General features: G+C 62.7%; 12 protein-coding genes. 9 read left to right on the top strand and 3 right to left on the bottom strand.

Annotated elements, in window-relative coordinates:
• Nucleotides 1-6 precede the first annotated feature (6 nt).
• The 5 genes from VH564_RS20020 to xylA all read left to right on the top strand — a co-directional run bounded on the left by VH564_RS20020 (nucleotide 7) and on the right by xylA (nucleotide 6827).
• Nucleotides 7-1605, top strand: a complete 1599-nt coding sequence (locus tag VH564_RS20020; protein WP_423341625.1) for a DHA2 family efflux MFS transporter permease subunit — start codon at nucleotides 7-9, stop codon at nucleotides 1603-1605.
• Nucleotides 1606-1739: 134 nt separating this feature from the next.
• A complete protein-coding gene (locus tag VH564_RS20015; RefSeq protein ID WP_423341624.1) occupies nucleotides 1740-2747 on the top strand; it encodes an alpha/beta fold hydrolase in 1008 nt (335 codons plus the stop codon).
• A gap of 109 nt (nucleotides 2748-2856) precedes the next feature.
• Complete coding sequence (locus tag VH564_RS20010; protein WP_423341623.1) at nucleotides 2857-3882, top strand: LacI family DNA-binding transcriptional regulator; 1026 nt, start codon at nucleotides 2857-2859, stop codon at nucleotides 3880-3882.
• Between the two features lie 23 nt (nucleotides 3883-3905).
• The gene (gene xylB / locus VH564_RS20005) at nucleotides 3906-5360 is read left to right on the top strand and encodes a xylulokinase (protein ID WP_423341622.1); all 1455 of its coding nucleotides are present in this window, start codon (nucleotides 3906-3908) and stop codon (nucleotides 5358-5360) included.
• 156 nt (nucleotides 5361-5516) lie between these two features.
• Nucleotides 5517-6827, top strand: coding sequence for a xylose isomerase (gene xylA / locus VH564_RS20000; protein ID WP_423341621.1), 1311 nt, complete (start codon nucleotides 5517-5519; stop codon nucleotides 6825-6827).
• A 40-nt stretch (nucleotides 6828-6867) separates the two neighbouring features.
• Here the strand turns inward: xylA and VH564_RS19995 are convergent, their stop codons facing one another.
• Together VH564_RS19995 and VH564_RS19990 are read right to left on the bottom strand one after the other, a co-directional pair.
• Nucleotides 6868-7158, bottom strand: a complete 291-nt coding sequence (locus tag VH564_RS19995; RefSeq protein WP_423341620.1) for an addiction module antidote protein — start codon at nucleotides 7156-7158, stop codon at nucleotides 6868-6870.
• Nucleotides 7151-7246, bottom strand: coding sequence for a hypothetical protein (locus VH564_RS19990; RefSeq protein WP_423341812.1), 96 nt, complete (start codon nucleotides 7244-7246; stop codon nucleotides 7151-7153). Before VH564_RS19990 ends, VH564_RS19995 begins: the two co-directional genes overlap by 8 nt.
• 480 nt (nucleotides 7247-7726) lie before the next feature.
• Between VH564_RS19990 and VH564_RS19985 the strand changes: the two genes are divergently transcribed.
• From VH564_RS19985 to VH564_RS19970, 4 genes are all read left to right on the top strand, one after another.
• A complete protein-coding gene (locus VH564_RS19985; protein ID WP_423341619.1) occupies nucleotides 7727-9256 on the top strand; it encodes a sugar ABC transporter ATP-binding protein in 1530 nt (509 codons plus the stop codon).
• On the top strand, nucleotides 9253-10257 hold the full coding sequence (locus tag VH564_RS19980) for an ABC transporter permease (RefSeq protein WP_423341618.1): 1005 nt from the start codon (nucleotides 9253-9255) through the stop codon (nucleotides 10255-10257). Before VH564_RS19985 ends, VH564_RS19980 begins: the two co-directional genes overlap by 4 nt.
• A 73-nt stretch (nucleotides 10258-10330) precedes the next feature.
• Complete coding sequence (locus VH564_RS19975; protein ID WP_423341617.1) at nucleotides 10331-11278, top strand: substrate-binding domain-containing protein; 948 nt, start codon at nucleotides 10331-10333, stop codon at nucleotides 11276-11278.
• Nucleotides 11279-11642: 364 nt separating this feature from the next.
• Nucleotides 11643-12188: a hypothetical protein gene (locus VH564_RS19970; protein WP_423341616.1), complete on the top strand. Its 546-nt coding sequence runs from the start codon at nucleotides 11643-11645 to the stop codon at nucleotides 12186-12188.
• Nucleotides 12189-12226: 38 nt separating this feature from the next.
• Here VH564_RS19970 and VH564_RS19965 read toward each other — a convergent pair.
• Nucleotides 12227-12448: integrase core domain-containing protein (locus tag VH564_RS19965; RefSeq protein WP_423341615.1), on the bottom strand; the 222-nt coding region annotated here is incomplete at its 5' end.

The raw sequence follows: 12448 nt of genomic DNA, 5'->3' as shown, positions 1-12448 counted from the left end.
GCACCCATGGCTGCCGCCACAACGACTGCAGGATCGGTTGCCGGTCCTGCCGCGCCTGCGTCCGAGCGGATGGACCCGCGCCGGCTGATCGCGTTTTTCGCGATGGTGCTCGGCATGTTCATGTCGATCCTCGACATTCAGGTGGTGTCGGCATCGCTCGCCGAAATCCAGGCCGGCCTCAGCGCCGGCTCGGACGAGATCGCCTGGGTGCAGACCGCCTATCTGATCGCCGAGGTCATCATGATCCCGCTGTCGGGCACGCTGGCGCGGATCATCTCCACCCGCTATCTCTTCGCCATCTGTGCGGCCGGCTTCACCGCCTCGAGCGCGCTCTGCGCCACGGCCACCAACATCGACCAGATGATCGTCTATCGCGCCATGCAGGGTTTCATCGGCGGCGGCATGATCCCGTCCGTCTTCGCTGCCGCCTTCACCATCTTTCCGCCGTCGAAACGCAATGTCATCTCGCCGATCATCGGCCTGATCGCGACGCTCGCGCCGACCATTGGTCCGACTGTCGGCGGCTATCTGAGCGATGCCTTTTCCTGGCACTGGCTGTTTCTCGTCAACATCGGCCCGGGCATCATCGTCACCATCGTCACCTGGAAGTTCATCGACTTCGACAAGCCGGAGCTGTCGCTGATGAAGAAGTTCGACTGGTGGGGCTTGTTCGGCATGGCGGTGTTTCTCGGCGCCCTCGAATATGTCCTCGAGGAGGGCAATACCAACGACTGGTTCAACGACGGCTATATCGTCATTGCCGCGATCGCGTCGGCCATCGGCGGGGTGATCTTCTTCTTCCGGGCCTTCACGGCGTCCTTCCCGATCGTCGATCTCAAGGCCTTTGCCAACAAGAACTTCTCCTTTGGCTCGGTGTTTTCCTTCGTCATGGGCATCGGCCTTTATGGCCTCACCTATGTCTACCCGCTCTACCTCGGACGAATTCGCGGCTACAATTCGCTGATGATCGGCGAGACCATGTTCGTCTCGGGTCTTGCCATGTTCTGCACGGCGCCGATCGCCGGCATTCTGTCGGGCAAGCTCGATCCCCGGGTGATCATGGCGGCCGGCTTCGTCTTCTTCGCCTCCGGCACCTGGATCATGACGTCGATCACCACGGACTGGGATTTCTGGGAACTGCTCATTCCGCAGATCCTGCGTGGCGTTGGGCTGATGCTGTGCATGGTGCCGATCAACAACATCGCGCTCGGAACGATGTCTCCGGAGCGGATGCGCGGTGCGTCCGGGCTGTTCAACCTGACGCGAAATCTCGGCGGTGCCGTCGGGCTTGCCATCATCAACACGGTTCTGACAAACCGCCAGGACCTGCACTACATGCGCCTGCGCGAGAACATCAACTGGGGCAATCCGGCTGCCGTCGACCAGCTGAACAATACAGCCGCCAGCTACAACGCCCAAGGCATAGACGGGGCGAACGCGGCCGTCCGCTCACTGGTCAACATGACAACCCAACAGGCGATGGTCATGTCGTTCAGCGACGTGTTCATGCTGCTGACAGTCCTGTTCACCCTGATGCTGATCGGCGTCGCCATGATCAGCAAGCCGAAGCCGCCACCCAAGGGGGCGCCAGCCGGCGGCCACTAAGGCCAAATGTTCCGAAACCTTTTCGCCGCCACGACGTATTCGTCTGGCGGCGTTTTGTTGCGCGGTGCTGAACCGCACCGGCAGGCCCGCCGTAGACACGATCTTTCCACGCTTTCACTCTGGATCATCTCTTCATGCTGCAGACAGTCTTCAAGGTCACCTGGCGCCTCCTGTTTCTGGTGGTGCTGTTTGCCGGCGGCGTTTCGCCCATGGCTGCGGTCGCAAAGGATGCGGTCCCGCAGGAGATGATCGATGTCGGCGGCTACAGGCTTAACAGCGTCTATCTTCGTGCCAGCCGTCCGGAACTACCGCCCGTGGTCTTCGTCCACGGCGCCAGCGCCAACCTGTTCGACCCAATGCTGTCGTTTCGCGACAAGCTCGAGGGTCGGGCTGACCTGCTATTCGTCGATCGCCCCGGCTACGGTCGCTCCGAGCGCGGCGGCGCGGCCAATGCCTCGCCGGACGGCCAGGCCGACGCGATTGCCGCTCTCATGGACAAGCGGGGGATCCGCAAGGCTGTTATCGTCGGTCATTCCTTCGGCGGCGCTGTCGTTGCGGCCTTCGCGCTCCGTCACCCGGATAAGGTCGTCGGGCTCGTCTTCCTCTCGCCTGCCGTCTATCCATGGCCGGGCGGCATTGCCTGGTATTATCGGGCGGCGTCCGCGCCGGTCACCGGATGGCTCTTCAGCACCTTTGTGGCACCTCCGGCGGGCCTCGTGGCGATCAACAGCGCCGTCGCCGGCGTCTTCGCGCCGAATGTGGCGCCGAAGGACTATGTCGAAAAGACCCGTGCGCGGATGGCCATCCGTCCGGCCTCGTTCCACAACAATTCCGTCGACATCGCCAATCTCAAGGACTGGACCCGCCGGACATCGCCGCGCTACCCCGAAATCGCCAAGCCGACCATCATCATCACCGGCGACACCGACAGCGTCGTCTCGCCGACCATCCATGCGAAACAGCTTTCCGAGGCCATCCGCGGCGCACGGCTGATCTCGATCCACAACATGGGTCACAAGTCGGACTATGTGGCGAGCGACGTCGCCGTGGCGGCGATCGAAACGCTGGGTGGAAAGAAGCGCGACCTTTCCGCCATCGCCAGGCGCGTCGAGGCGCGGATCGCCGGTGACCATGAAAAATAACGCCTGAATCTTCTCCCTCTGTAGGTCGCCCCGCCCGCCGCTGGCTCATCGTGAAAAATCTGATTTACGTACGTCAGATTTGGCGCTAAGGGTCTTTCCAGGAGGAGAGATGAGGCCAACCGTTCACGATATTGCCGCTGCCGCGGGCGTCAGCCTTGCGACCGTCGACCGGGTGCTGAACCAGCGCGCCGGCGTGCGCAGCGTGACGCGTCAGCGGGTCGAGGCTGTCATCAGCGAGATCGGCTACGTGCGCGACATGGCGGCGGCCAATCTCGCCAAGGGGCGGCTTTATCCGTTGGTCTTCATCCTTCCGGCCAGCAACAATTCTTTCATGCACGGTCTTCACGCCGAGGCCCGGCAGGCGATTTCCCGCGGCGGTTTCGAGCGCACCGAGATCCGCATCATCGAGGTGCCGGCCTTCGATCCGGCAGCGCTGGTTGAAGTGCTGGACAGCCTTGCCGGTAGCGATGTCGCCGGCGTGGCGCTGGTCGCGGTCGATGCTCCCGAAGTGCAGGCTGCGGTCGACCGGCTGGTGCGGGCAAAGGTCCCCGTGGTGACGCTGGTGTCCGACCTCACCGGCTCCGCGCGCCATCATTACGCGGGCATCGATAACATTGCGGCGGGGCGCACGGCTGCCCGCCTGCTTGGTCGCTTTCTTGGCGGCCGGCGCGGTGAGATCCTCGTGCTCGCCGGCTCGCTGCTGGTCCGCGACCATCGTGAACGCCTGGAAGGGTTCTCGGCGATGATGGCGGAAGAGTTTTCCGGCCTGACGCTGCTGCCTGTTCTGGAGGGGCGGGACGATCCGGAGGTCGTACAGGGACTGATCGCCAAGGCGCTCGCGACGAATGCCGAGGTCATCGGCATCTACAGCATCGGTGCCGGCAATCGGGGATTGTTGGCCGCGCTCCGGGAGCAGGCGGCCGGGCGAGGGCTCACCGTCGTCGTGCACGAACTCACCGACTACACGCGCCAGGCGCTGCAGGACGGGCTGATCGACGTGGTGCTCAACCAGGATGCCGGCCACGAGGTGCGCAGCGCCATTCGCGTGCTGAAGGCCAAGGCCGACGGACTGGCCTTGATCGCGGCGCAGGAACGCATCCGGCTCGATATTTTCTTGAAAGACAATCTGCCCTGAGGGGCGGCAACAGGAGTGAACACATGTATCTCGGTCTCGATCTCGGCACGTCAGGCGTCAAGGCCATGCTGATCGACGGCAATCAGAAGATTGTCGGCTCGGCCAACGGCGCGCTCGACGTCTCGCGCCCGCATCCCGGTTGGTCGGAGCAGGATCCGGCCCATTGGGTCCGCGCCACGGAAGAGGCGATTGCTGGCCTCAAGGCCTCCCATCCGACAGAACTGGCTGCCGTGCGCGGCATCGGGCTCTCCGGCCAGATGCACGGCGCGACGCTGCTCGATGCCAGCGACAAGGTGCTGCGCCCCTGCATCCTGTGGAACGACACCCGCAGCCATGTCGAGGCGGCTGCCCTCGATGCCGACCCGCGCTTCCGGGCGCTGACCGGCAATATCGTTTTTCCGGGCTTCACCGCGCCCAAGCTTGCCTGGGTGGCCAAGCACGAGCCAGAGATTTTCGCCAAGGTCGCGCATGTGCTTTTGCCGAAGGACTATCTGCGGCTCTGGCTGACCGGCGAGCACATGTCCGAGATGTCGGATTCGGCCGGCACGTCGTGGCTGGATACCGGCAAGCGCAAATGGTCGGCGGAGCTGCTTGAGGCCACCGGCCTCACCGAGGCGCAGATGCCGACCTTGGTCGAAGGCACGGAAGTTGCAGGCATCCTGCGCGGTGAACTCGCGGCCAAGTGGGGCATGGGCGACAACGTCGTGCTGGCCGGCGGTGCCGGCGACAACGCGGCGTCGGCCTGTGGCATGGGCACAGTCAGCGATGGCGCAGCCTTCGTGTCGCTCGGGACGTCAGGCGTGCTGTTTGCCGCTAACGGTTCCTACCTGCCGAAGCCGGAAAGCGCCGTGCATGCCTTCTGCCATGCGCTGCCTAACACCTGGCACCAGATGGGCGTCATCCTGTCGGCCACCGACGCGCTCAACTGGCATTCCGAGATCACCGGCAAGTCGCCCGCTGACCTGACCAACGAGCTCGGCGACAGCCTGAAGGCGCCATCGGGTGTCACCTTCCTGCCGTATCTGTCCGGCGAGCGTACGCCGCACAACGATGCCGCCATCCGTGGCGCCTTCATCGGCCTCGGCCATGAAAGCAGCCGCGTCGTGCTGACCCAGGCGGTGCTCGAAGGCGTGTCCTTTGCCATCCGCGACAGCCTCGAGGCGCTGCGCTCTGCCGGCACCCAGATTGCCCGCGTCACCGCCATCGGCGGCGGCTCACGCTCGCGCTACTGGCTGGCCTCGATCGCGACCGCGCTCGGCGTGCCCGTCGACCTGCCGGCGGACGGCGATTTCGGCGCGGCCTTCGGCGCTGCCCGGCTGGGGCTGATTGCGGCCACGGGTGCCGATCCGGTCGCCGTGTGCACGCCGCCTGCAACTGCCGGGACGATCGAGCCGGTTGCGGCCCTGGCCGGTGGATATGAGGAAGCCTATGGGCGCTACCGGGCGCTTTATCCGGCGATCAAGTCGCTGGCGCATTAGCAACAAAACCCCCTCACCCTACCCTCTCCCCGAGGGGAGAGGGGGAAATGTCGAGGCCTCGTCTTTCCTTCTCCCCTCGGGGAGAAGGTGGCCCGAAGGGCCGGATGAGGGGGGCCACAGAACCAACACTACAGACCAACCAAGGAGGAAATACCCATGAACAGCGGATTTTTCGGCGATATCCAGAAGGTAAAATACGAAGGCCCCGACAGCACCAACCCGCTGGCCTTCCGCCACTACAACAAGGACGAGATGCTGCTCGGCAAGCGGATGGAAGACCATCTGCGCTTTGCCGTCGCCTACTGGCACACGTTCACATGGCCGGGCGGCGACCCCTTCGGCGGCCAGACCTTCCTACGTCCCTGGTTCAGCGACACGATGGAAGCTGCCAAGCTGAAGGCCGATGTCGCCTTCGAATTTTTCACGCTGCTCGGCGCGCCCTATTACTGCTTCCACGACGCAGACGTGCGTCCGGAAGGCAATAACTTCGCCGAGAACACGAAGAATCTCAACGAGATCGTCGATTATTTTGCTGAGAAGCAGGCAGACACCGGCGTCAAGCTGCTCTGGGGCACGGCCAACATGTTCTCGCACCGCCGCTACATGTCGGGCGCGGCCACCAACCCGGATCCGGATGTCTTCGCCTTCGGCGCGGCAACTGTCAAAACCTGCCTCGATGCGACAAAGAAGCTGGGCGGCGAGAACTACGTGCTGTGGGGCGGCCGCGAGGGCTACGAGACCCTGCTCAACACCGACCTCAAGCGCGAACTCGACCAGATGGGGCGCTTCCTCAACCTCGTCGTCGAGTACAAGCACAAGATCGGTTACAAGGGCACGATCCTCATCGAGCCAAAGCCGCAGGAGCCGACCAAGCACCAGTACGACTATGACGTCGCCACCGTCTACGGCTTCCTCAAGACCTACGGTCTCGAGAACGAAGTTAAGCTCAACATCGAGCAGGGCCACGCCATCCTTGCCGGCCATTCCTTCGAGCACGAGCTGGCGCTCGCCAACGCGCTCGGCGTCTTCGGCTCCATCGATATGAACCGCAACGACTACCAGTCCGGCTGGGACACCGACCAGTTCCCGAACAACGTTCCGGAAATGACGCTGGCCTATTACCAGGTTCTCTCAGGCGGCGGCTTCACCACCGGCGGCACCAACTTCGATTCGAAGCTGCGCCGTCAGTCGCTCGATGCCGAAGACCTGCTGATCGGCCATATCGGCGGCATGGATTGCTGCGCCCGTGGCCTGAAGGCAGCGGCCAAGATGATCGAGGACAAGGCGCTTTCCAAGCCCCTCGACGATCGCTACGCCGGCTGGAACACGGCCGAAGCCCAGAAGCTGCTGCGCGGGGAATATTCGCTGGACGATATCGCCGGTTGGGTCGAAAGCAAGGACGTCAACCCGCAGCCCCGTTCGGGCAAACAGGAACTGCTGGAAAACATCGTCAACCGCTACGTTTGATCGATCCTTGCGTCCCCCGCCTATGGCGGGGGACGCTTCCTCATGCTGTCGCCGCTTTTGCCGCCAACGTCATCCCGAGCGCTTTCATCACAGCAAGGGTCGTCTTCAGTGTCGGATTGCCGGTCTCGCTGAATGATTTGTAAAGCTGTTCCCGGGACAGGCCGGTATCGTTCGCGATCTGCGTCATGCCTTTGGCGCGTGCGACCACGCCCAGCGCATGGGCAATGTAGCCCGGGTCGCCTGTCTCGAAAGCCTCGCTCATGAAGATTGCTTTCGCCTCGTCCGAGCCCAGGTCTTCGGCGGGATCATAGGCTGTCAGCTTTTCAGCCATTCTCGTCACTCCACTCATTCAAAAGGCGTTTGGCGGTCGCGATATCCATGGTCTGCGTGCCTTTGTCGCCACCGCACAGAAGGACAATCAGCGTGTTGCCGCGTGTTCTGAAGTAGATGCCGTAACCGGGACCATAATGAATTCTGAGCTACCGAATACGATCGCCGACCGGGTGTGCGTCCCCACGTGGCCGTAGGCGAGCCGGTCGAGCCTGGAAGCGATGAGCGCGCGTGCACGATCATCGGCAATTCGTTTCCGCCACCGCACGAAAGTTTCCGTCTGTCGCAGCTCGAACATGCCGCACCGTAGTTTATAAAATACAATTCTTCAAGCGATCTCCGTTATCCCGCCCACACGCCCTGTTTGTAATCCATAAAAACAGTCGCCCACTGCTTTACGTACCTCATCACTTGCGCTAGCTTCGGCTGTGGAGGAGTACCGGGGTGGAGAGAGTTGTTGAGGACGATGGCGTGAGCCTTGTCGCCCTTTGTGGGGCCGTAGGTTTGTATGCCGTGCGGCTGGCGATGGCGGGCGGCTGCGTGCGGGCTATCACATCGGGTGGGCCGCGATGAACCCGCGACCGGATGCTCCGCTGCTGCAGGCTGCCGGCCTTTCAAAATCCTTTGGTCCCGTCGAGGTCCTGCGCGACATCAATCTTTCTGTCATGGCCGGCGAGGTCCATGCGATCATCGGCGAGAACGGGGCTGGCAAGTCGACGCTGATGCGGTTGCTGTCCGGGCACCTGCAGCCGACGCGCGGCGAGGTTTTGATCGATGGCCAGGCGGTGCATCTGTCGGGCCCGGTGGAGGCCGAAACGCGCGGCATCGTGCTCGTCCATCAGGAAATCCTGCTCGCTCCCGATCTGACGGTGGCGCAAAATCTTTATCTCGGGCGTGAACTGCGGCGCGGCCTTGTTGTCGACGACCGGGCGATGAATGCCGGTGCCCGCCGTGCCATCCGCGATCTCGGGGCCGATATCGAGCCCGAGGTGGTGGTCGGGCGGTTGTCGATCGCACAGCGCCAGCTGGTGCAGATCGCCCGGGTGCTGCTGGTGCCGCACCGGCTGGTGATCTTCGACGAGCCGACCGCCTCGCTGACGCCGACCGAGACCACCGCGCTGCTGAAGCTCATCCGGGATATCAGCGCCAAGGGCGTGGCCGTCCTCTATATCTCGCATCGGCTGCCGGAGGTGAAGGAGATCGCCGACCGGGTGACGGTGCTGCGCGACGGGCGCGTGGTCGCCACCCATCCCGCCGCCGATCTGGAGCCGGCCGACATGGCGCGGCTGATGGTCGGCCGCGATGTCGCCAAGCTCTATCCGGACCGGCATGGCGCGGCTGTTCGCGAAGCGGTGCTCGAGGTCGAGGATTTCTCGGTTCCGGGCTATGCCCAGCATGCGTCCTTCACCCTCCATCGCGGCGAGATCCTCGGCTTTGCCGGGCTGATCGGGGCCGGCCGTACGGAGTTGATGGAGGGCGTCGTCGGCCTGCGTCATGCGCATGGCGCGGTGCGGCTGAAGGGCAAGCCGGTGCATTTTGCCGATGTGCAGGCAAGCCTCAGGGCCGGCATCGTCTATCTGAGCGAGGATCGCAAGGGGAAGGGGCTGCTGCTCACCAAGGACCTGCGCGTCAACCTGACGCTGGCAGCCCTAGGCCAGTTTGCCCGCCGTTTCCAGGTCGATCGGGCCAAGGAGCGCACCGCGCTGGACACGGCCATCCGGGAGTTCGACATCCGCGTCGGCTCCAGGGACATGCTGGCCGGCCAGCTGTCGGGCGGCAACCAGCAGAAGCTGCTGCTCGCCAAGATGATGCTGCTCAATCCGGGCATTGTCATTATCGACGAGCCGACGCGCGGCATCGATATCGGCACCAAGGAACAGATCTACAAATTCATCGCCACGCTTGCCGAACAGGGGCGCTCGATCATCGTGGTCTCGTCGGAGATGCCGGAACTCATCGGCATCTGCGACCGCATCCTGGTGATGCGCGGCGGCCGGATCGTCGGCGAAGTCGCAGGCGACAGGATGACCGAGAACGAAATCGTCGTGCTGGCCACCGGCGCCAGCGCTGGAGAGGCCGTGCGAGCGGAGCAATCATGACCAATGTGACCACCGAAACCGTCAAGCTGCAGCGTTCCTGGAAGGACATCGACCTGCGCGCCGTTGCGCCCTTCGTGGCGCTGGCGCTGCTGTTGGTGCTCGGGACCTTTGCCAATCCGAATTTCATCAGCATCGACAATCTCCTGAATGTCATCACCCGCAGCGCCTTCATTGCCATCATCGCCATCGGCGCCACCTTCGTCATCTCGGCGGGTGGGATCGATCTCTCGGTCGGCTCGATGGTCGCCTTCGTCGCCAGCCTGATGATCCTGTTCATCAATAGCGGCGTCATCGCCGACCCAGCCGGCATGCTGATCGTTTCGATGCTGCTCGCGGTCGCCATCGGCGGCGCCTGTGGGCTGGCCAACGGATTGATCACCACCGTCGGGCGCATCGAGCCGTTCATCGCGACGCTCGGCACGATGGGGATTTTTCGCGGCCTGACCACGTGGCTCAGCCAGGGCGGCGCCATCACGCTGCGCAGTCCCGAGATCGTCAAGATGTACCGGCCGGCCTATTTCGGCCAGGTGCTCGGCGTGCCCGTACCTGTCATCGTCATCTTCGCCATGGCGGCGATTGCTGCCTTCATCCTCTATCGCACCCGCTATGGCCGCCATGTCGCTGCCGTCGGGTCGAACGAGGATGTGGCGCGCTATTCCGGCATCTCGGTCAACCAAGTGCGCACCGCCGCCTATGTCATCCAGGGGATCTGCGTTGCCGTCGCCGTGCTTCTCTATGTGCCCCGGCTGGGCTCGACCTCGGCGACGACAGGAATTCTGTGGGAGTTGCAGGCAATCACTGCTGTCGTCGTCGGCGGCACGGCGCTCAGGGGCGGCGTCGGCCGTATCTGGGGCACCGTCTGCGGCGCGTTCATTCTCGAAATCGTCGGCAACATCATGCTGCTGTCGAATTTCGTCAGCGAATATCTGATCGGCGCCATACAGGGCGCGATCATCATCATTGCGATGCTCGTTCAGCGGTCGCTGATACGCAAGTCGTGAAAGATGGCCGGGTGGTGGGGTCGCCCGGTCCTTTTCGAACTCGACCCCGATATTCTCTGGGAGGAGAAGACAAATGCGTAAAATCCTGTTGGCGACATCAGTCGCCATTGCCGCGCTGGTGGGTGCTGCCCATGCGGAAGACAAGAAAGTCACCATCGGCGTGTCGATCCCGGCCGCCGACCATGGCTGGACCTCTGGCGTGGTGTTCCATGCCAACCGCGTCGCCAAGCTGCTGATGGCCGAGCATCCCGGCCTCAACATCATCGTCAAGACCTCGCCCGATCCGGCCAGCCAGGCCAATGCGGTGCAGGATCTGGAGACGCAGGGCATCGACGCGCTGGTCATCCTGCCGTCCGATCCGGATCCGCTTGTTAACGCCATGCAGGAGGTCAAGGACAAGGGCAAGTTCGTCGCCATCGTCGACCGCGCGCCGAGCGTCAACGACAGCACCATCCGCGACCTCTATGTCGCCGGCAACAATCCCGCGCTCGGCCAGACCGCCGGCGAATACATCAAGTCGAAGACGCCGGATGCCGAGGTCGTGATCATCCGCGGCCTGCCGATCCCGATCGACCAGCAGCGCCAGGACGGCTTCGACAAGGGCATCGCCGGCTCCAACGTCAAGGTCCTCGACCGCCAGTACGGCAACTGGAACCGCGACGACGCCTTCAAGGTGATGCAGGACTTCCTCACCAAGTACAAGAAGATCGATGTGGTCTGGTGCCAGGACGACGACATGGCGGTCGGCGTGCTGCAGGCAATCGACCAGGCCAAGCGTACCGACATCAAGTACGTGGTGGCCGGTGCCGGCTCGAAGGACATGATCAAGAAGGTCATGGACGGCGACAAGATGATCCCCGTCGACGTGCTTTATCCGCCTGCCATGGTCGGCACGGCGCTGCAACTGACGGTCGCCAATTTCTACACCCAGATCCCGGTCCGCGGCACCTACCTCGTCGACGCGACGCTGGTGACCAAGGAGAATGCCAAGGATTTCTACTTCCCGGATTCGCCGTTCTGAGGTGACGGATTTGATGGGGTGAGGGGGGAGAGCCCCCTCATCCGCCCTTTGGGCCACCTTCTCCCCGAGGGGGAGAAGGGGAAAGGCAATTTTGCTCTCGTACGTGGTTGTATTTGATTCAGCCGGTGGCTGACCGCAATAGATGCGACCTGCGAAGGTCTCCCCTTCTCCCCTCGGGGAGAAGGTGGCCCGAAGGGCCGGATGAGGGGCCCGCAGCACAGAACAGCGGAATTGGGTAGCAAATGCCACTAAATCCGATCTCTCAATTTGGATGCCCCCTGACAGATCTACGAGACCGTTACCTAGTGTGTGAATGTCGACCTTGACGGCTCAGCAAGTCTGCAAGTAGCCTCTGATAATGTTGATGATCCGCGTTCTCTCCGGTCTCCCACCCTATGGCCCCCCGGTTCTATCTTTCCCAAGGCCCGACGCCTTTCAGGAAGGTTTTGTTCTGGAATTCACCCCCGAAAACGGAAAGCCGTGGGTGGCAAACTTTGCGATGCCACGCCCTGACGGCTTCTCCGCCGTCTATCAGGAGTTTGGTTCCAAAGCAGTGGTCGTTGTTTCCGGTGGCGCTGGATATATCGTTGACTGTGAGGAGCGCAAGGTTGTCCGCGAGATCAACGGACCAATTGATCAATGCTGGTATCAACCCGAGTTGCACGCCTTAATTTTTTCGGATGGATTGGGTTTCGAGTGTTTCGATGATCACCGAACACTTTGGCGGAGTCCTCGGATTTCGTGGGACGGCATACGAAACATCGATTGTTCGGGCATGATGGTAACCGGAGAGGCATACGATCCGTTCTCTGATAGCTGGCTTCCAATGCGGCTCGACCTTAGAGCCGTCGAACTAACGGGCGGGTCGTATCCAGCCGCAAACAATGAAGATAATGCTGCGAAACTGTAGCGGCTGATTGCCTAGCAGGCTGACCTTGCCCCCAAGTTTTATCCAGTTTTGAGTTCGCTCCAGCGGTTTTTGGTTTCTGTTGTTGGGTCGGTAGCGGCGGGTTGCGGTGCGGAGCCATTTCGGCTGCGCAGCACCGCATCACGTCGCGGGTTGAGTGTCCGAGCGAATTCGGCCGGTGTCAGCCAGCCAAGGCCTGAATGCGAGCGTTGATCGTTGTAATCGCTACGCCAGTTTGAAAGTGCAGACCGGGCATGAGCAAG

Origin of the sequence: Rhizobium sp. HT1-10 (assembly GCF_049472505.1) — a bacterium.
Taxonomy (GTDB): domain Bacteria; phylum Pseudomonadota; class Alphaproteobacteria; order Rhizobiales; family Rhizobiaceae; genus Rhizobium.
The sequence above is the reverse complement of the archived record's forward strand: the minus strand, read 5'-3'. Positions and strand labels throughout refer to the sequence as shown.

Coding starts and splice junctions, on each gene's coding strand:
- VH564_RS20020 (WP_423341625.1), top strand. CDS start 7: ATGGCTGCCGCCACAACGACTGCAGGATCGGTTGCCGGTCCTGCCGCG.
- VH564_RS20015 (WP_423341624.1), top strand. CDS start 1,740: ATGCTGCAGACAGTCTTCAAGGTCACCTGGCGCCTCCTGTTTCTGGTG.
- VH564_RS20010 (WP_423341623.1), top strand. CDS start 2,857: ATGAGGCCAACCGTTCACGATATTGCCGCTGCCGCGGGCGTCAGCCTT.
- xylB (WP_423341622.1), top strand. CDS start 3,906: ATGTATCTCGGTCTCGATCTCGGCACGTCAGGCGTCAAGGCCATGCTG.
- xylA (WP_423341621.1), top strand. CDS start 5,517: ATGAACAGCGGATTTTTCGGCGATATCCAGAAGGTAAAATACGAAGGC.
- VH564_RS19995 (WP_423341620.1), bottom strand. CDS start 7,158: ATGGCTGAAAAGCTGACAGCCTATGATCCCGCCGAAGACCTGGGCTCG.
- VH564_RS19985 (WP_423341619.1), top strand. CDS start 7,727: ATGAACCCGCGACCGGATGCTCCGCTGCTGCAGGCTGCCGGCCTTTCA.
- VH564_RS19980 (WP_423341618.1), top strand. CDS start 9,253: ATGACCAATGTGACCACCGAAACCGTCAAGCTGCAGCGTTCCTGGAAG.
- VH564_RS19975 (WP_423341617.1), top strand. CDS start 10,331: ATGCGTAAAATCCTGTTGGCGACATCAGTCGCCATTGCCGCGCTGGTG.
- VH564_RS19970 (WP_423341616.1), top strand. CDS start 11,643: ATGATCCGCGTTCTCTCCGGTCTCCCACCCTATGGCCCCCCGGTTCTA.